The sequence below is a fragment of the Limnospira sp. PMC 289.06 genome (genome assembly GCF_032350395.1).
GTDB lineage: Bacteria > Cyanobacteriota > Cyanobacteriia > Cyanobacteriales > Microcoleaceae > Limnospira > Limnospira platensis.
This window is the reverse complement of sequence record NZ_JARPLC010000057.1, coordinates 12,067-29,656: the sequence shown is the minus strand read 5'-3', so window position 1 is coordinate 29,656 and position 17,590 is coordinate 12,067. Positions and strand designations below refer to the sequence as shown.

General features: G+C 44.5%; 15 protein-coding genes and 1 pseudogene. 9 read left to right on the top strand and 7 right to left on the bottom strand.

Translation table 11 applies throughout. The annotated features are described in order from the left end of the window. The first annotated feature begins 904 nt into the window (after nucleotides 1-904). From ribBA to P5674_RS13290, 3 genes are all read left to right on the top strand, one after another. Nucleotides 905-2,653, top strand: a complete 1,749-nt coding sequence (ribBA, locus tag P5674_RS13300; RefSeq protein WP_006618336.1) for a bifunctional 3,4-dihydroxy-2-butanone-4-phosphate synthase/GTP cyclohydrolase II — start codon at nucleotides 905-907, stop codon at nucleotides 2,651-2,653. A 294-nt stretch (nucleotides 2,654-2,947) separates the two neighbouring features. After that, nucleotides 2,948-3,232 carry a photosystem I reaction center subunit PsaK gene (gene psaK, locus P5674_RS13295; RefSeq protein ID WP_006618335.1) on the top strand — a complete coding sequence of 95 codons (285 nt, stop codon included), beginning with the start codon at nucleotides 2,948-2,950 and terminating at the stop codon, nucleotides 3,230-3,232. 375 nt (nucleotides 3,233-3,607) lie between these two features. Next, nucleotides 3,608-4,813, top strand: a complete 1,206-nt coding sequence (locus tag P5674_RS13290) for a site-2 protease family protein (protein WP_006618334.1) — start codon at nucleotides 3,608-3,610, stop codon at nucleotides 4,811-4,813. Here the strand turns inward: P5674_RS13290 and P5674_RS13285 are convergent. From P5674_RS13285 to glnA, 4 genes are all read right to left on the bottom strand, one after another. After that, nucleotides 4,798-5,535: a lipoate--protein ligase family protein gene (locus P5674_RS13285; RefSeq protein WP_006618333.1), complete on the bottom strand. Its 738-nt coding sequence runs from the start codon at nucleotides 5,533-5,535 to the stop codon at nucleotides 4,798-4,800. The genes P5674_RS13290 and P5674_RS13285 overlap by 16 nt on opposite strands. A gap of 167 nt (nucleotides 5,536-5,702) precedes the next feature. Further along, complete coding sequence (locus P5674_RS13280) at nucleotides 5,703-6,197, bottom strand: YbjN domain-containing protein (RefSeq protein ID WP_006618332.1); 495 nt, start codon at nucleotides 6,195-6,197, stop codon at nucleotides 5,703-5,705. Nucleotides 6,198-6,238: 41 nt separating this feature from the next. Next, nucleotides 6,239-7,324, bottom strand: a complete 1,086-nt coding sequence (locus tag P5674_RS13275; protein ID WP_006618331.1) for a class I SAM-dependent methyltransferase — start codon at nucleotides 7,322-7,324, stop codon at nucleotides 6,239-6,241. A gap of 132 nt (nucleotides 7,325-7,456) precedes the next feature. After that, nucleotides 7,457-8,878, bottom strand: coding sequence for a type I glutamate--ammonia ligase (glnA, locus tag P5674_RS13270; RefSeq protein ID WP_006618330.1), 1,422 nt, complete (start codon nucleotides 8,876-8,878; stop codon nucleotides 7,457-7,459). A gap of 173 nt (nucleotides 8,879-9,051) precedes the next feature. Here glnA and apcB point away from each other — a divergent pair, with 173 nt between their 5' ends. From apcB to P5674_RS13240, 6 genes are all read left to right on the top strand, one after another. Beyond that, nucleotides 9,052-9,561 carry an allophycocyanin subunit beta gene (apcB, locus tag P5674_RS13265; protein ID WP_006618329.1) on the top strand — a complete coding sequence of 170 codons (510 nt, stop codon included), beginning with the start codon at nucleotides 9,052-9,054 and terminating at the stop codon, nucleotides 9,559-9,561. A gap of 91 nt (nucleotides 9,562-9,652) precedes the next feature. Beyond that, entirely contained in the window at nucleotides 9,653-10,888 is a 1,236-nt protein-coding gene (locus tag P5674_RS13260) for a DNA cytosine methyltransferase (protein ID WP_006618328.1), read from the top strand. A 48-nt stretch (nucleotides 10,889-10,936) separates the two neighbouring features. Further along, nucleotides 10,937-11,773 (top strand): TlyA family RNA methyltransferase, encoded by an 837-nt coding sequence (locus P5674_RS13255; RefSeq protein WP_006618327.1) that lies wholly within the window; start codon nucleotides 10,937-10,939, stop codon nucleotides 11,771-11,773. Then, nucleotides 11,754-12,479 carry a hypothetical protein gene (locus tag P5674_RS13250; RefSeq protein ID WP_006618326.1) on the top strand — a complete coding sequence of 242 codons (726 nt, stop codon included), beginning with the start codon at nucleotides 11,754-11,756 and terminating at the stop codon, nucleotides 12,477-12,479. Before P5674_RS13255 ends, P5674_RS13250 begins: the two co-directional genes overlap by 20 nt. Nucleotides 12,480-12,650: 171 nt before the next feature. Then, nucleotides 12,651-14,087 carry a hypothetical protein gene (locus tag P5674_RS13245; RefSeq protein WP_315670035.1) on the top strand — a complete coding sequence of 479 codons (1,437 nt, stop codon included), beginning with the start codon at nucleotides 12,651-12,653 and terminating at the stop codon, nucleotides 14,085-14,087. A gap of 49 nt (nucleotides 14,088-14,136) precedes the next feature. After that, nucleotides 14,137-14,937 carry an OmpA family protein gene (locus P5674_RS13240; protein WP_006618324.1) on the top strand — a complete coding sequence of 267 codons (801 nt, stop codon included), beginning with the start codon at nucleotides 14,137-14,139 and terminating at the stop codon, nucleotides 14,935-14,937. Here P5674_RS13240 and P5674_RS13235 read toward each other — a convergent pair whose 3' ends face one another. The 3 genes and pseudogenes from P5674_RS13235 to P5674_RS13225 all read right to left on the bottom strand — a co-directional run. Further along, nucleotides 14,938-15,318: a DUF4189 domain-containing protein gene (locus P5674_RS13235; protein ID WP_006618323.1), complete on the bottom strand. Its 381-nt coding sequence runs from the start codon at nucleotides 15,316-15,318 to the stop codon at nucleotides 14,938-14,940. Continuing rightward, on the bottom strand, nucleotides 15,315-16,910 hold the full coding sequence (locus P5674_RS13230; RefSeq protein ID WP_006618322.1) for a histidine kinase dimerization/phospho-acceptor domain-containing protein: 1,596 nt from the start codon (nucleotides 16,908-16,910) through the stop codon (nucleotides 15,315-15,317). Before P5674_RS13230 ends, P5674_RS13235 begins: the two co-directional genes overlap by 4 nt. Before the next feature lie 473 nt (nucleotides 16,911-17,383). Continuing rightward, nucleotides 17,384-17,560 (bottom strand): annotated as a pseudogene (locus P5674_RS13225) (Rpn family recombination-promoting nuclease/putative transposase); the annotation flags it as partial. Between the last annotated feature and the right edge of the window lie 30 nt (nucleotides 17,561-17,590).

The window sequence follows — 17,590 nt, the reverse complement described above, 5'->3', positions numbered from 1 at the left end:
GCATTGGTGGCATTTGGTATTTTATCCATCACTACAACGCATCATTACCTCTTTAGTACTACCATGAATACCTCGACCAGATACCCAGAGCCTTAGAGGGGTTAAAACGTTCTGTTTATATGGGCATTCCATCTTTAGATTTTTCCTATCCACCGCGGTACTTTTAAAGGTCTATGTAGGTGCCTCATCCAAACCCCTACTTTTCCCCTTGCCCTTTTGGGCGTAGCGTTTCAACCTATTTCGCTACCTGCTCATTGCGATGGTTCAAGTCAGACATTCAGATTTCCTTAATCATGGATGGTTGGCAGTGGTCGCGTCTTGATAGTAGGTTTGATCTCACGCCTTCCGTTCCCCGCTTTAGTCCTAGAGTTATGAGTTCTCAAACCGGGGGTGGCTATCGCCGTTACCCTCAACGTTTGTTACAAAACTGTTAAGAATTGTAACAACGTATGTTGACCCTGGGTTCCTTGCCTGGTTTTGGTATCAAAATGATACAAAAAGTCGGGACATATAAACAGTTATGAGGTCGCTCAGGGGAGACTCCCTTATATCCAACCAAGGGGCTGGAACCCTCACGCTTGCTGTTATTTCAAGCATTCATTGCAGCTCTATTTGATGCCTAAACGTCTCGCACGGATTACTAGAGCGTACCACAAAGGGAACAAAGTATCTGGGGCGGCGCTCAAGGCTGCCAGGAATGCCACATCCAGAAAGCTGGCTGAGACTTTGTTTAAGGCTCTGTGGGATATGCGATAATCCTACTTTAAAGGTTGGCTTATAAAGGCCCCGCTGATTTGTTGGTCAAGCGGGGCTTTTTACTGTTGAAAGTTAGAGTGTAGGATAGAAAAACAGTTAGAATGGTTAATCAGCTTGTTCCAAGACTTATAGCTAATTTTAGGATTCCGTGACCGAACCAACTTCCACCCCCCCTTTTAAATTCGATCCCGTTGAAGATGCTTTAGCCGACTTGAAAGCCGGACGCTGTATCGTGGTTGTGGACGATGAACACCGGGAAAATGAAGGTGATCTCATCTGTGCGGCTAATTTTGCTACGCCCAACCTGATTAATTTTATGGCGGTGGAAGCCAGAGGATTAATATGTTTAGCCCTAACAGGCGATCGCCTCGACCAACTAGATCTTCCGCTGATGGTGACAAAAAACACCGATAGCAACCAAACCGCCTTCACGGTCAGCATCGACGCTTCCCCCCAAATGGGAGTCAGCACCGGAATTTCCGCCGAAGATCGCGCCCGGACTATTCAAGTGGCGATCCAACCGCAGACTAAACCAGAGGATCTGCGTCGTCCGGGTCATATTTTCCCCCTGCGGGCTAAAGAAGGGGGAGTGCTAGAAAGGGCTGGTCATACAGAAGCAGCCGTAGACCTAGCGCGACTGGCGGGTTTATATCCGGGTGGGGTGATTTGCGAAATTCAAAACCCCGACGGGTCAATGGCGCGACTGCCACAATTGATCGAATATGCTAAAACCCATAATCTCAAGTTGATCAGCATTGCTGACCTAATTAGCTATCGGCTACAGCACGATCGCTTTATTATTCGCGAAGCCGTCGCCAAACTTCCCACCCAATTCGGGGATTTTCTCATTTATGCCTACCGTAACACCCAGGATAATAGCGAGCACGTCGCCCTAGTGAAAGGAGATCCGGCTACATTTGGTGATATTCCCGTCATGGTTAGGGTTCACTCTGAATGTTTAACGGGGGATGCTTTCGGTTCCCTACGCTGCGACTGTAGGATGCAACTACAAACGGCCTTAAAAATGATTAATCATGCTGGGGCTGGGGTGGTAGTTTATCTCAAACAAGAAGGGCGCGGTATTGGTTTAATCAATAAACTTAAAGCCTATTCTCTGCAAGATATGGGGCTTGATACCGTCGAGGCTAACGAACGCCTCGGCTTTCCTCCTGACCTACGCAATTATGGCATGGGGGCGCAAATTCTTAATGATATTGGTGTCCGACAGATCCGCCTAGTCACTAATAATCCTCGTAAAATTGCGGGACTCAAGGGTTATGGTATTGAGATTGTCGATCGCGTCCCATTATTGATTGAGGCGACCGATTATAATTCCGTTTATCTGGCAACCAAGGCACAAAAATTAGGTCATCTTTTACTGCAAACCTATTTGGTCACAGTGGCGGTTAAATGGCATCATTCACCCCAAGCCACCTGGGAAGCCGCAGAGGAAATGGGGGAAACTTTTATCCCTTCTACTATGTCCGTCCTCAAGTCGGCGGCGGAACTTTATTCCTATGGCGATCGCATCGAAAAATTACAGAGTATCGCCCATACTTATGACCTGCTACTTCAGGAAGAAACTCGTCCCGTCGCCGTGGCTTTATTTGGTCAAGCAGACCTAGTTTTTCATCTCGGTCTAGATCAACCATTATTAGCATCACCCGACTGGTATCAATATCCTGACCATCCCTATGTCAATGCTATCCAACAGATACTTGATCATATTGTGGCTTTATCAGATTTGCAACGGTTGGAGTTTCTCATTGCTTCCGGTCATGACCCTTTAACCAGTCTCAAGGGTCAATTAAAACGTCAGGCTTTCCCCTTATCAACCCTTCCCGGTTCCTTATGCGATCGCCTGGAGTTGCAAACAATTTATAGTTTTTCATGGTAAGTAATTCCCTGGTGCTAATTAACTCTAATTCAACATACCTAATGGCATCATAAATTCACCTTAATTACCAATTAACTACCTGGTCTCATCGCCAGGTTTGTTAATTTTTAAAACAAAACCTTGTGCTTGGGCAATATTGAGATATAATGCCCTCCGTTTTTTGATGGGATTACTATCAAGACCAGTTCCCATAATTAGCCTTACTCAGAGACTTTTGGGAATTGGGGCTTGCCGATTTTACCAATTACATATTAAAATGCTGTTTACTAAAAATCTCAGATTTGGGAGCAAAAAATGAGCAATTTAAACCTGTTTTTGGGCGTGCAAAGTACAGCGGGTCAGACTGTTGAGTGGTCTTTTAGCGTGGCAATTATCATGATTTTGTGCAATGTATTTGCCATTGTTATTGGTTATTATGGCATCTCTAAAGAAAATCGTGGCCAAGGTCCTGCCCTTCCCGTTTCCTTGCCCCGCATTTTTACTGGGTTTGGTTTTCCCGAACTCCTCGCCACCGCCAGCTTAGGTCATCTCATCGGTGCAGGTGTCATCCTCGGCTTGGCTAATGCCGGAGTGCTGTAGCAGCCATAGTCACCCTCAAATAAACAGTAATGGGAGCAAAATGCTCCCTAATTTCCTGATGTGATAGCTAGGGTTAATTAGCCGTTAAGTGTCGGTAAATATTATTAAAATTAACCCTTTCCCAACCTTACTTAACTCAAGGAAAGCGATCGCCTAAACATTCACCGCATCTTCCTGTAGCCTTAATTGCTCAATTAACCCTATTGACTCCCCATGGCTTGTGCAGCAGGGGTGAGGCCATAACTGGTAACTATGGCCAGTGTTAACTGTTAACTGTAGTTGTTACAATAGAACAGGGGGAAAGTGATTAACCCCCCGGTAAAGATAACGTATGCCTTGTGTGTAGTTACAGCAAGGGATTCAAGGGAGGCGTTCATGCAGGCAGGTTGGCGGATAGGATCGATATTTGGTATTCCACTGTATATCGACTCCTCATGGTTTGTCATCGTCGTATTGGTGACATTACTCAATAGTCAGGAATATGTGCAATGGGGAGAACTATTATCCTGGGGCGCAGGTTTAGCAGTGGCGCTGCTGCTGTTTGGTTCTGTTCTTCTCCACGAGTTAGGACACAGCTTGATTGCCAAATCTCAAGGCATTCAGGTCAATTCCATCACCCTATTTTTATTTGGAGGCATTGCTTCCATTGAGAAAGAATCAAAAACACCCGGTCAGGCTTTCCAAGTAGCGATCGCCGGTCCCTTAGTCAGTTTAGCCCTATTTTTTGTACTCACCGCATTAGCCCAAAGTTTACCAGAACCCAACCTAGTGCGAGAAATAGCCCAACGCATCGGGGAAATTAACCTCGTCCTAGCCATATTTAATTTAATACCCGGTTTACCCCTAGACGGTGGACAGGTACTCAAAGCCACAGTTTGGCAGATTACCGGAAGTCGGTTTGCTGGAGTACGTTGGGCAGCCAGAAGCGGACAATTTCTAGGTTGGGGGGCAATTTTCCTAGGTCTATTTGCCCTATTCGCCGCCAGTAACTATAGCGGTCTGTGGATTGCCTTAATTGGTTTGTTCGTTATCCGTAACGCTAGTTCATACTCGCGAATGAGCGATTTGCAGGAAACCTTGCTCAAAATTCAAGCTAGTGATGTGATGAGCCGTGAATTTCGAGTCATTGATGCTGAGATGACCCTGCGACAATTTGCCGATGATTATTTGATTTGTGCCTCGTCCATTCCAGTATTTTTTGCCGCCTCGTCGGGTCGCTATCGGGGATTCGTATCTGTGGACAAGTTGCGAATGATCGAACGTAGTCAATGGGAAACACAGACCTTGAATGATATTGTCACACCCCTAGATCAGTTAATTGCAGTCCCAGAAAAAGCCCTACTGGTGGAAGTAATTAATAAAATGGAATCCCAAGGACTTCCTCGAATCACAGTTTTATCCCCGGCCGGAGCTGTATCAGGCATAATAGATCGTGGGGATGTCGTTAGGGCTGTGGCTAAATATCTAAAAGTTCCTATTCCCGAAGCTAATATTAAACGGATCAAAGAAGATGGTAGTTATCCCCCTGGACTTCCCCTAGATGCGATCGCTAAAACCGCCGCCTCCTACACCGAGAATTGAGGCACAAATTTGGCGATCTGCTCCCATTCAGCCTCAGTTAAGGGTTGGGTGTCTAATTGGATGCCAAAGCGATCGGTAGCCGCCATAATTAAAGCCTCTATGACATCCTGTAATCCCATAGATAACAATGGTGGGGATGCCGGATGAGTCCCAAAGACATGGGATTGTAGATCTGGGTCAGGAGTTAAACGCATAGAGCCATGTTGAAGCACCGCCCGACCTCGACACAGTTGAGCGCTACCAATGAGTTTATAACCCGTCTCTAGGACTAAATCCGCTCCGGTTGCCGTCCCAAAACAGTTAGGATGATGAATATAGCCCCGTCCCGCAGAACCATAATCGAGATTAAATCCTAGCGATCGCCATCCAGTGATTAAAAACTCGCTAATGTGTCGGTAAATTTGCGATCGTGACCCAGACAAACCCGAAGTCACCACCGCATAAGTCAGATCCCCTTGATGCAGCACTCCCCGTCCTCCACTAGGGCGGCGCACCAATTCAATAGGCTGATTGTGCCATTGCAAATTCTGCCAAAATTCCGGCCAGCGCCGTTGATGATAACCCAGAGAAATAGCTACAGGTTGCCAAGTATAAAACCGCAATGTCGAGGGATGACACCCCTGTTCATGTTGTGATAGTAACCAGCTATCTATCGCCATTTGTAGCCGCCCCGAAGCCTCAGTCAGAGGAATTAAACGCCAGACAGAATTATCAGTAGACATAACTAGACCCCCTTTGACAGATTGATGCTGTGCCCATCTCAGAGTTACCCTAGAATTGATTGGGTAGTATGTGCAAAAAAAACCCCCTTCGACTTCGCTTAGGGGGATGTTGCAGAAACCCAAATCGTGATTTGGGCATCCCAGTCTATTTGATGGCCTCTCTCATGTCAAGTCACAGGAATGCCAAATTCCTCTATGAGGATATCGTCATTATCATCGGCGATCGTGGCAACAATGGTAATGACTCGTGATATTTCCCCTGGCGTAATGCCAGCTAAAGTGCGGGTAGTCAGAACCACAACTTGATTATTAGTGATGGCAAAATGGGATTCAAACGTCGAAAGCCAATTCATTTCCAGCAGCCTCTTCATCAGCTGCTCCTCATTTTTGACTGGGAATTGCAGAATAGGAGACCACACTGTTAGCGTATCATCTTCCGTTTCTCCCGTCAGTTGTACAAACACTGTGACACTACCATACTGAAATTTCCAGAGATGGCCTGCGTCACTCTGACCAACCATCACTTTCTGGTCTTGGGCTAAACCCGCAATCACGGTTTCAATTTCTTCAGTGTAGCCAATACTAGAGCGATCGTCAATACTGATGTCGTCAGTCATATGTTCAGGCATAGTGTCCAGGTTAGTCTGATTTGTCGATGTCATAGCAAATCTGTTTATTAAGTGTTCTTGAGCCTCTATTTACTCTATTTAACAGTATCACCTGCTAGAGTGTGCTTCTTGTGAGCGATCCAGTATTTACTCACAAAGTGCTGTTCGGTGCTGATTCCTTCAAATCCTACCTGAGAGAGGCGATCGCTCAAGTCATCCGTAATATAATGGCGATAATAAGGCTCATGGAACATCACCGAAAAATTCTCCATCATCTCCTTAAACTCAGGAGAATCAATAGCCTGAATCGAATCACAAATAACAAATACCCCTCCCGGTTGCAGTACCCGATAAGCCTCCTCAATCACCTTCTGACGCGCTACTGGGGGCAGTTCGTGAAACAAAAACACAGAAGTAATACCATGAAAATAGTTATCCTGATAGGGTAAAGCCTCCCCATTGGCTTGGATTAATTGAGGTAGTTCTCCGGGAATTGGCGATAACAATTGATTAGCCTTGCGTAAATAAGCCGCCGACAAATCTACCCCGTATAAACTAGCCTTGGGAAAAGTAGCTCGGATAAACTTTAAAGTGCGCCCCGTACCACAAGCCACATCTAGCACCCGTAATCCCCTAGCCGAAACACCCTCAAAAGCCTGTAAACCAGCTTTTAGAGGCCCTAATACCCGCCGCCTCATCGCATCTGCGCCACCATTAAACAGGATATCAACTCCCAGATCATACAAATTCGCCGACCAATCACTCAAATAGCCATCAGTCTGATGATGGAAATTCTGGAGGTAGTAACGAGGATAGCCCACCGTATCAATTTCCGGCGAAAATTCTTGATATCGCTTCTGATTAGCGCGTTCTTGCATTTGCAGCATATCCCACCATAACAGGGGATAGTAGCGCAATATATCTTCTATGGGGGTATCAAACAAAATCGAGGTAGGATACAACCCTGTTTGCGCTTCCTGCCAATCGGTTTGATATATTTGCTCCAACGATGCCCGAATTTGGTTAATCACCTCTGGTTTCAGAGGTTGAGGTTTACGCTCTGGGGTCGGTGGTGCTACCATCTCCAGCACTTGATTGCTCAAAGTTTTATGAGCCAAACTTAAAACGCTCTTGCTGTACTGAAACGCCTGATAAGTTAATTGAGTTAAGGGATCTGACATGACCAGTGAAAAATCTCGAAATGTTAAGAATTGTAATTGATTTTAACAATTTTATCGAATCGGGGGGGTTAAACAAAAAATCACCCCCAGAGGGGGGTGACTGGCTAAGTCTCAGAATAGAAGTTCTGAAGATTAGCAATCGTAGTAGAGAGAAAACTCAAACGGGTGAGGACGTAACCGCATGGGGTTAACCTCATTATCGAGTTTGTAGGAAATCCAGTTAGTGATAAAGTCTTCCGTAAACACCCCACAATCGGTGAGGAAGGCATGATCATTTTCCAGAGCTTCGAGAGCCAATTCCAAAGAACCAGGAGTTGAAGGAATCTTGCGGAGTTCTTCAGGAGTGAGATCATAGATATCCACATCCAGAGGTTCGCCGGGGTCAATTTCGTTCTTAATGCCATCAATACCCGCACAGAGCATAGCTGCAAAGGCGAGGTAGGGGTTAGCAGTAGCATCAGGACAGCGGAACTCAAAACGCTTGGCTTTAGGGCTATCTCCAGCCAGAGGAATCCGAACCGAAGCCGAGCGGTTTCCTTGGGAATAAGCCAAGTTAACCGGAGCTTCAAAACCAGGAACCAGACGCTTATAGGAGTTAGTGGTTGGGTTAGTCAGAGCCAACAAAGCCGGAGCGTGTTTGAGAATACCACCGATATAGTGCAAAGCCATTTGGCTCAATCCAGCATAGCCATCTCCTGCAAACAAAGGCTGACCATCTTTCCAGAGTGACTGGTGAGTGTGCATACCAGAACCATTATCGTTAAAAACTGGTTTAGGCATGAAGGTGACGGTTTTGCCGTACTTTTTAGCAACGTTCTTGATGACATATTTGTAAACCATCAAGTTATCAGCAGCTTCTACCAGGGTTCCGAACTTAATACCCAGTTCATTTTGTCCGCCTGTGGCTACTTCGTGGTGATGCTTTTCAATGGGAACCCCACACTGAGCCATGGTTAGCAGCATCTCAGTCCGCAAGTCTTGCATAGTATCTGTGGGGGACACAGGGAAGTAACCCTCTTTATAACGGGGTTTATAGCCTAAGTTACCTCCTGGTTCTTCCCGACCAGAATTCCAACGGCCCTCAATGGAGTCTAAAAAGTAGTAACCAGAGTGTTGATTTTGGTCAAAGCGGACATCATCAAACACAAAAAACTCAGCTTCTGGACCTAAAAAGGCTGTATCGGCAATACCTGTTTCCTTCAAATAGTTAACCGCTTTTTGAGCAATCACCCTGGGACAGCGACTATACCATTCCCCCGTCCGAGGCTCTTTGATGCTACAAATCACGCTCAGGGTCGGTTCCGCCATGAAGGGGTCAAACCAGGCTGTTGTCGGGTCTAGCACCATCATCATATCGGATTCGTTGATGGCTTTCCAACCCCGAATACTGGAACCGTCAAAAGCCACCCCATCGGTGAAGGAAGTTTCATCAATCTGATCGTAGTATACGGTCAAATGCTGCCAGGTTCCTGGCATATCGATAAATTTCAGGTCGATAACTTTAATATCTTGGTCTTGAATCATACTCAAGACTTCTTGGGCTGTCGTGGGCATATATCTCTCCTTAGAATTTCCACTATTTGAGGAGCTTACCAGATTTTCTGACCAAGCACATCTGGCTGATCATAGTGACTTCAATTGATTAAGTTTTGTATTGAGTGCTACACTATGACGCAACCTGGATCAAAATAATTGAAAGATAAAGATATCATAGGGAGATCGACTTGATGCGGGACGCAGTAACGAGCCTGATTAAAAATTACGACATTACCGGGCGGTACTTAGACCGAGATGCCATTGATAGCTTAAAATCCTACTTTGTCACCGGCACGGCACGGGTTCAAGCGGCAGCAACTATCACTGCTAATGCGGCAGAGTTGGTTAAGCAGGCTGCTTCTCAATTGTTCGGCGACCTACCTGAGCTAATTCGCCCGGGTGGAAATGCCTATACAACCCGTCGGTATGCAGCCTGTCTGCGGGACATGGATTATTATCTGCGCTATGCAACTTATGCTTTGGTAGCAGGGGATACAGATGTTCTGGATGAGCGTGTGCTGCAAGGCTTGCGCGAAACTTATAATTCTCTTGGGGTTCCCATTGGTCCAACTGTTGTTGGTATCGGTATCCTGAAAGACTTGGCGACTGAGAAGGTTCAAGCTGCGGGTATTGAAGTGGGCGCATATTTGGAACAGCCCTTTGACCATTTGATTAGTGAATTAAGCGAAACTGACGTTTAACATCATTTTCCAGATTGGGAAAATTTAAGATAAAAAGGGGCGACATTAATAGTATATGTTCGCCTCTTGTTTTTTCGGGGAAAATTAAACGGTGACAAAAAGACCAATTGCTATTGATTTATTTGCGGGCTGTGGTGGAATGTCTCTAGGCTTGGAGGCGGCGGGGTTTGATGTGGCTGTGGCGGTAGAGTTTGATGCTGTTCATTGTTTGGTACATCATTTTAACTTTCCCTACTGTCATACGATATGCGGAGATATATCACAAGTTAAAAGCGCGGAAATTCTGGATCAATTACAATTAAAATATGGACATACGGAAGTTGACTTAATTGCAGGGGGGCCTCCCTGTCAGGGATTTTCCCATATAGGTAAACGTCAACTTGATGACCCGAGAAATTCGCTGGTTTTTGAATATCTCAGAATGATTGCGGAAATTCAGCCTAAATACTTTATTTTTGAAAATGTACCGGGTATCGCTACTGGCAAACATAAACGTTTTTTAGATGAAATAATTACTGAATTTGAAGGGATTGGCTATCAGGTTAAAAAGCCGATTAAAATTCTTGATGCTAGTGAATACGGGGCTCCTCAAAAACGAAAAAGACTAATATTAATCGGCAGTCGATTCGATGTGAAGATGGCTGAATATCCTGCCACAAATAACTCGGAAATTGTCACGGTCTATCAGGCAATATCTGACCTAGAAAAAATAGATCATTTTACTAATTATGATCCAGGAATTTCTCCGGCTTTCCTAGAATATGAAGGCGATCGCAAAAAATATTCATTGGTGCCCAGTGATAGTTTTTCGCTCTGCCATAAACGTAGTATTGAACCTACTGTTTATGGTCATGTTGGGTCGGTTCACACTCCCCTGTCGATCGCTAGATTTGCTAAGACTCCACCGGGTACGATTGAACCGAAAAGCCGATTTTTTAAACTCTCACCTACGGGGTTATGTAATACTCTGAGAGCGGGTACTAATAGCGATAAAGGAGCCTATACAGCACCCCGACCTATTCACTACTCTATCCCTCGATGTATCACTATTAGGGAGGCGGCTAGACTTCACACTTTCCCGGATTGGTTTCAATTTCATCGCACTATATGGCATGGATTTCGGGAAATTGGAAATGCGGTGATTCCGATTCTGGCTAAACAGCTTGGCGGGTCGGTAATTGATGCCCTGGGGATAGATGTTAATGATTTAAAATCAACAACTTTGGCACAAGTGCAGAGAAATTTGTTATCATATAATATCTCTCAGGCATCTACTTATTGGGGAATCCCTGACTATGTGATACCTAAGAGAAAACGATTAAGATAAAATAATTTATTATTGCCAACAAGAGTTAATCTAAAAAGTATTGATTATATGAAACAACGTCTTGATACATTGCTAGTCGATCGCCATTTGTCAGAGTCACGACAACAAGCCCAACGTTTGATTAGGGCGGGGGAGGTAATGGTAAATCGCCAAGTAGTTGATAAACCAGGTACGGAAGTAGATATTTCGGCGACTATAGATGTGAAAGTGCGATCGCCTTATGTATCTCGTGGGGGGGAAAAACTAGCCGAAGCTCTGGATAAATTCGCGATTAATGTTACTGATAGAATCTGTATTGATGGCGGTATTTCGACGGGTGGATTTACGGACTGTCTGCTACAACGTGGGGCTAAACAGGTTTATGGTATTGACGTAGGTTACGGACAGGTAGATTGGCGACTTCGCAATGACAGCCGGGTGATTTTACGGGAACGCACCAACTTCCGCTATCTGACTCGGGAGCAATTATATCACCAAGAGGATTATACTAAAAACAGTTTTGCTGATTTGGGGGTGGTGGATGTATCTTTCATCTCCCTAACCAAGATTCTACCCGCCCTGTGGGAACTACTACAACCTCCACGAGAGGTGGTATTGTTGGTTAAACCTCAATTTGAGGTGGGGAAGGGTCGGGTTGGTAAAAAAGGGGTGGTGCGATCGCCGCTTGATCAAGCCGAGGCAATTTTGGGGGTCGGGTCGAAGGCTGAAAGTATAGGATGGAAGTATAGGGGGTTAACAGCATCGCCGATTCAGGGTCCGGCTGGTAATATTGAATATCTGTTATGGTTATCTGATGAAGGTGAAGCTATCCCCAGTTTAGATGCGATCGCCAAAATGACTGAATTCACTCAAATTCAATTCAAAAATGGTCAAGGAAAAAACTAGATTATCCCAACGTTCAAAACCACCGATTTCACCCATCAAGCGAGGTGCGAGATATCTGATCTGTGCTTTGGCTTATGTGACCTGCGGGGTGATTTTAGTGGCGATCGCTATTTCAATTAAAGTCACCGCCCTCCAGTTAGCCCATAGATTTGTTTATCCGATTTTTGTGTTTGGTGACTTATTAAGAGGGCTAGAAATTATCGAGTTATTAAATTTACTGGTTTTTGCCATACTGGGGATGGGATTGGGATTAGCAACGGGTTTGCTTCCCACCAGAGACAGTCGCCAAATCAGCACCATATTTTTAATCATTTTAGTCCCAGTGATTTTAGCCATTCCCCAATATATTAAATACGATCTATGGATTCAAGACATCTCCAAGCAAGACCAAATTAGTAACAGTCAAGCCATGACCATTGCTGACTCATTTTTAGAACGTCGCATTGGACATCAGGGAGTGTTTGGCTTTTATTTATATACAGGTCAATTTCCGATGATTCCCACCAGACAGTCACAAATGCAGGATTTAGATAGACTGGAAAAACAAGTTAACTCAAAATTTGTCAAAGTCAGCGGTATTCCCCCGACCATAGTTAATTGGTTAATGGGAATTTGCTTCTGGGGAATCAGATTATTTTATTTCTCGGTGGCGGCGATAACCGCTACGGCACATTTTCGGGAAGGTCTCAAAATTGTGGGGAGGTAAAACCCATTGAGTCCCCGCAAGCCGGGGAAAATTAGCTATGATGATCATGGTGGTGGTTAAAGTTGACTGAGATTTGGCTGAATTTACCTCAATTTGGGTGAATACCCCAACCGGAATTGGGGAAAACTAAACTGTAGCAGAATTAACACCCCGCAATCTAACGGTTATTTTATGGCTATTCCTAGTTACCTGATTATTCTGATTGTTGTCCTGGTCATTGTACCATCGGTGATAGCGGTCCTCCTACGAATGGCGCTACACTATTATTTGATTGACCAAGGAAACCAAGTAATTCGACTCATTCACGGACAGCCTCTCAAGAAACCACCTAAAATAGTCAATTATTTAGAAACTCGATTAGCTGAAGCCAGCCAACAATTAGAACAAGTCAACACTCCAGCGATTATTGATCAGGTTTATAGCCAGCAGCGAGTCTTGTTGATTTCCTGCGAACAAATTGAACAATTGGGGCGCATTCTGCCGAATTTATTGCTGTCCTTTGGTTTACTGGGAACTTTTATTGGGATTACGATTAACTTATATTCCCTGAGTCAAACGGTCAGCACCACCAATGTGACTGATATTAGTAGTTTACTCCAGGATATTCAAACACCTTTACAGGGGATGGGAATTGCTTTTACTACGAGTTTGGCGGCGATTTTATTTAGCGCCTTTCTGGTGGTGATTAACTTTATGTTTAATACTAATCTGGCTAAATATCGCTGGATGAGTGCTTTAGAGGACTATCTTGATAATATTTATCAACCGACTCTGAAAGGTCAAACGAAAACGGATAAAATTGTTCAAGAGATGGTGCAGGTATTTGACCAGTTTTTAATCCGTTTTGGTCAAGGTATCCAAACTTCGATAGAGACAGCATTTCGACAAAAAATTGATGAAATTTATGCAACTAATCTGAAAGCTAATCAACTGGCTGAACAGGTTTATAGTAGATTAATTGATGCTTCGGTGACTGTGACGCAAAGTGCTAAGGATTTTCAAATTGCGGGCGATCGCTTTTTGGAAGTAGCCCGTGCTTTTGAGCAAAGCGAGTTCCCCCAACAACTTTCTAATGCTACTATCAACTTAGCCAATACGCAACGGGGTTTTGCTCAATCAGCTTCCGGGTTGTCTACTTCAGTACAATCGGTAGATTTAGCGGTTATTGAACTCCAAAACTACAGCAAACGGCTGATTAAATTTAGTGAACAAATCCAACAAACTAATCAAACGGCATTAAATTTATTAGAAACCCAGAATCAGAATCAACAATCGTTTAATCATATTATTGAACAGGTGCAAACTGCTTCCCAAGGGTTTCAATTGGCTGTGAATAATCTGGATAGCCTACAACGGCGCATGGTGAATAAAACTGATAATTTGGAGGAAATTCAGGGGGAATTATCGAAGTTGGTGGTGGCTATGCAAACCTACACCCAGGGAGTCAATACAGCAATCAGCGGCGGAGTGGCTGCTAATTATCAAGGGAATTCGATTAATGCAATGGAGTTACAACCAGTGATTTCTGGGTTACAGGAATGTGTGGGTCATCTACAGGACACTAAAAATGAACTTTATCGACTCAGGCATACCATAGAAAGGCAATAATGTCAAGTTTTTTTAATCGGTAAATAATAAGATTTAAGAGGTGAAAAATATGCGTTATTCCCGTTCTCATCAAACATCAGAAGAGTTTAACTTGTGGCCGTCTTTTACGGATTTAATGGCTAATTCGTTTATGATTTTGAGCCTATTTCTGTTGTTAGCAATTATCAAATCGATATTTATTCAAACGGTTTCTGATGCGACGGCTTCCCGTTCGGAAGAATTACAAATACAAATGTCGGAATTACAAAGTAGACTACAACAGCAAACTACTCAGGTAACGGGACTGCAAGGAGAGGTGGCTAGGCTACAAACTGAACTGAGAAATAGAGGCGATCGCATTATGCAATTACAGGGAGAAGTGGAACGCCTAAAATCTCCACCAGTGATTGTATTGCGAGATTCATCATCACGAACATTTGACTCTGGTAGTGCGGCTATTTCGTTAGAATTAACTGAGTTTATCGATAATCAATTAGTAGCACAAATTAAGGATTTTGCGAAAGATTACGAGGGATATGTGGTAGAAGTAATCGGTCATACTGATGGACAAATTACAGGGGGCGGTTACAGCAACCTAGACCAAGTATTAGAAGAAGTTGCACGCAATAACCAAGCGGTTACTAGCTTAGTTCCTGGTTCTAATGCGGACTTAGGCTTAATGCGGGCTTTAGCAGTGGTGCAAAGATTACAGGAAAATGAAGAATTGCAGTCATTAGGATTAACGTTTAAAGCGTATTCGGCGGCGCAATTATATGAGGCTTCGGGAAATTATGCTGCTATTAACCGCACCTCTGACCCCAGTCGCCGCCGGATCGAAATTCGATTCACTCCCAAAGCTGTGGAACAATAATTAAGGGTCAAAATGGGTTGTACAAGCCCAGACCTGAATTTTACAGTCTCCTTGACCACAGGCGACAATTGAACGCGCCTCAGCTTCAGCCCTATTTACAGACCAAGCTGATCCAATATTAGAGCCATTAGTGGCGATCGCACCACAACCATTTTTAAACCATACCCGTATCTGACAATCAGCCTGTCCGCAGTATTCTAGGGCGTAACGTTGGGCTTGGGCGAGTGTGGGGTAGTCGTGGGAGTAACCCCATTGAGCGGGGTTAGTGGTTGAAGTAGCGATCGCGCCATAATTATCGCGATTTTGGGCAAGAATAGCCCCAGTAGTGATTCCTTCAAGGGCGATCAGAATTAATCCAGTCAGACTCAAACACTTAATCATCGGACTTGTACAGGTAAGAAAATAGTCATGACCTTCCCTTGCTGGGGTCGCTGTCGGACAACTAATTTCCCCCCAAGGGCTTGGAACAGATTTTTAGTGACATTTATATTTAAACTTAGACTACCGGTTTCTGGCTGCACCATCAATACAGGTCCGATAGATTTTAGGGGAGACTTAGGCGCAACTGTAAAGGGGGAATGAGTGTCGTTGTGAGAATGGGACTCTAGCTGCAATTTCAACAACTGTCCGGCGAGTCGTACACCGACTTTAATATGGCTACCAGATGGTAGACTGCGGGTAAAGTTTTCGATCGCCCCGGTTAGCATTTGGTCTAATAAGGTCGGATCACTAACTACAGAGGGTAATTGTTTGGGTAAAATCACCTCTAGGGTATGATTGCGCCCGCTGGCTTGTTTTTGCCATCGTGGTAGTCCGTTTTGGAACACATCTGCTAAACACATGGTGGTTAACTCAACTCCAGCAGTGGTAGGAATTTCGCACGATTGGGGGGGATTTGGGGACATTTCCAATTCTACCGCCCGAAAAATTAGGTTAAAGCGATCGATTTGGATGCTACATTCGCGATCAATGGACTCTAAGCGCTTACGGACTACGTCTGGGTCGAAATTCGGACGCTTCAACAGTAGCCGAGTTAAGGTCAGAATTGTGGTTAAGGGGGTGCGAACTTCATGGGCGATCGCCTGTAATAATTCTGCCTGGGATTGTCTAATAGTGTAGTCTGTCCCGACTGATGACCCAACTGTTAATAGGTTTTCAGATGATTGGGGAACAACTACGGTTTCGGAGGGGTTAGTTTTTGGCTGGGTTGGGCGATCGCATGGTAGGGCGGAGTTTTGCAGCAGCAAACGGCTAAACTGCATGACAGTTTGATAATGGGGTGCGACTGGGGGAAATTGTGAGGCGATCGCATCTAGTTGAGTAATATAATGGTGATCGTGACTGGGGACGGTTGAGGACTGTTTAACCATGCGTTGGCGCAACAGCAACAGCGATCGCTTGACTAGATCTGGATCAAAGGAAAACAAAAACGCCGGATCGTTAGCAGGATTAACCCCCAACACCATCACTAGGCTAAATTCGGCGGTCAAGACTAAACAAAATCTCTCCCCCATAAGTGGATCGTCTCCAGATAAGGGAAAAGCTGACTGAAAGGGTAACTGATTAATTTTTTCTGCACAAACGGGAATATCCCCGTTGTGGGATGCGGGTAATAACCTAAATCCCCGTTGTTTTCCCCATACTGATCCTACAGACCCGAATTGGGATTCACAGGTCAAAATTAGGGTGGTGAAATCACTGGCTAGACGGGGATTCATTAATACGGGAGACGGACCAGAGATGACATAACCACGATGGGAATAAGGGGGGGGAATATCGCTGATCAGTTGATTGTCATTGGTTGATGAAATTCTCGGATATCTGGGGGGGTTCAATTCTAGGAATTGATTTAAGCTACGAATAGCCCCATACCAGTCGGCTTCGGCTTTCTGGTGTGAATAACGGCTGCGATCGCCTATTAGGGCTTCACTAGCTAAAATTTCGCTTAAAGTTGCTACACTAAAATCACTCATAGCTTTCTCTCCATCGTTTCCGATTGATTAGCGCCATTCATATAATTACCCTGACTCTTGAAAATGAAATACTGAATATAGGTTATATGGGTTAACTTATCCTATTTTCAGCATATCTGCTATTATGCTCCAGTAGATTCGTAGAACCGAACCTGTCAGGCGGTAGAAACCGTTCGTTCTCCTATTCCCCTCAGCCAGAACCTACCACTACACTGATTCACTCTACCAACAATTACACTTCTATCAATTTTGACTAAAATTTACCCACCACGACGGATATTAGTAATTCTCAGTATGATTCAATTTAAAAGTCTATTGAATTTCAGCCACAGCTAAGGGTAAGATTTAGGCGATCGCTTGCCAAGTCTTACCCGGTTCTACCTAACCAACAGGTTTTAGAGAGATTTATTTGATAGTCTAAAGTTCCCTATTTGCACATCAAAACCTGGTTAATTAACGGCAATTTTGCCAATTTATCCATCATTAGAATCTTCTAAAATCGGCAGAACTTCATCAACAGGTAAGCCTAAGATTTCGGCGATCGCTTCCGAAGCATAACCCAGGTTATTCAAACGTAGGACAATGTTTCGCGTGATTTCTTCGCGACCTTCCTGGCGACCTTCCTGGCGACCTTCTAGGCGACCTTCCTGGCGACCTTCTAGGCGACCTTCCTGGCGACC

Excerpts from the sequence above, each read along its gene's own strand:
- P5674_RS13285 (WP_006618333.1), bottom strand. The coding sequence starts at position 5,535 with ATGTCTACTGATAATTCTGTCTGGCGTTTAATTCCTCTGACTGAGGCT.
- P5674_RS13245 (WP_315670035.1), top strand. The coding sequence starts at position 12,651 with ATGGCTATTCCTAGTTACCTGATTATTCTGATTGTTGTCCTGGTCATT.
- P5674_RS13280 (WP_006618332.1), bottom strand. The coding sequence starts at position 6,197 with ATGACATCGACAAATCAGACTAACCTGGACACTATGCCTGAACATATG.
- P5674_RS13235 (WP_006618323.1), bottom strand. The coding sequence starts at position 15,318 with ATGATTAAGTGTTTGAGTCTGACTGGATTAATTCTGATCGCCCTTGAA.
- P5674_RS13230 (WP_006618322.1), bottom strand. The coding sequence starts at position 16,910 with ATGAGTGATTTTAGTGTAGCAACTTTAAGCGAAATTTTAGCTAGTGAA.
- glnA (WP_006618330.1), bottom strand. The coding sequence starts at position 8,878 with ATGCCCACGACAGCCCAAGAAGTCTTGAGTATGATTCAAGACCAAGAT.
- P5674_RS13250 (WP_006618326.1), top strand. The coding sequence starts at position 11,754 with ATGGTCAAGGAAAAAACTAGATTATCCCAACGTTCAAAACCACCGATT.
- psaK (WP_006618335.1), top strand. The coding sequence starts at position 2,948 with ATGAGCAATTTAAACCTGTTTTTGGGCGTGCAAAGTACAGCGGGTCAG.
- apcB (WP_006618329.1), top strand. The coding sequence starts at position 9,052 with ATGCGGGACGCAGTAACGAGCCTGATTAAAAATTACGACATTACCGGG.
- P5674_RS13290 (WP_006618334.1), top strand. The coding sequence starts at position 3,608 with ATGCAGGCAGGTTGGCGGATAGGATCGATATTTGGTATTCCACTGTAT.
- P5674_RS13255 (WP_006618327.1), top strand. The coding sequence starts at position 10,937 with ATGAAACAACGTCTTGATACATTGCTAGTCGATCGCCATTTGTCAGAG.
- P5674_RS13240 (WP_006618324.1), top strand. The coding sequence starts at position 14,137 with ATGCGTTATTCCCGTTCTCATCAAACATCAGAAGAGTTTAACTTGTGG.
- P5674_RS13275 (WP_006618331.1), bottom strand. The coding sequence starts at position 7,324 with ATGTCAGATCCCTTAACTCAATTAACTTATCAGGCGTTTCAGTACAGC.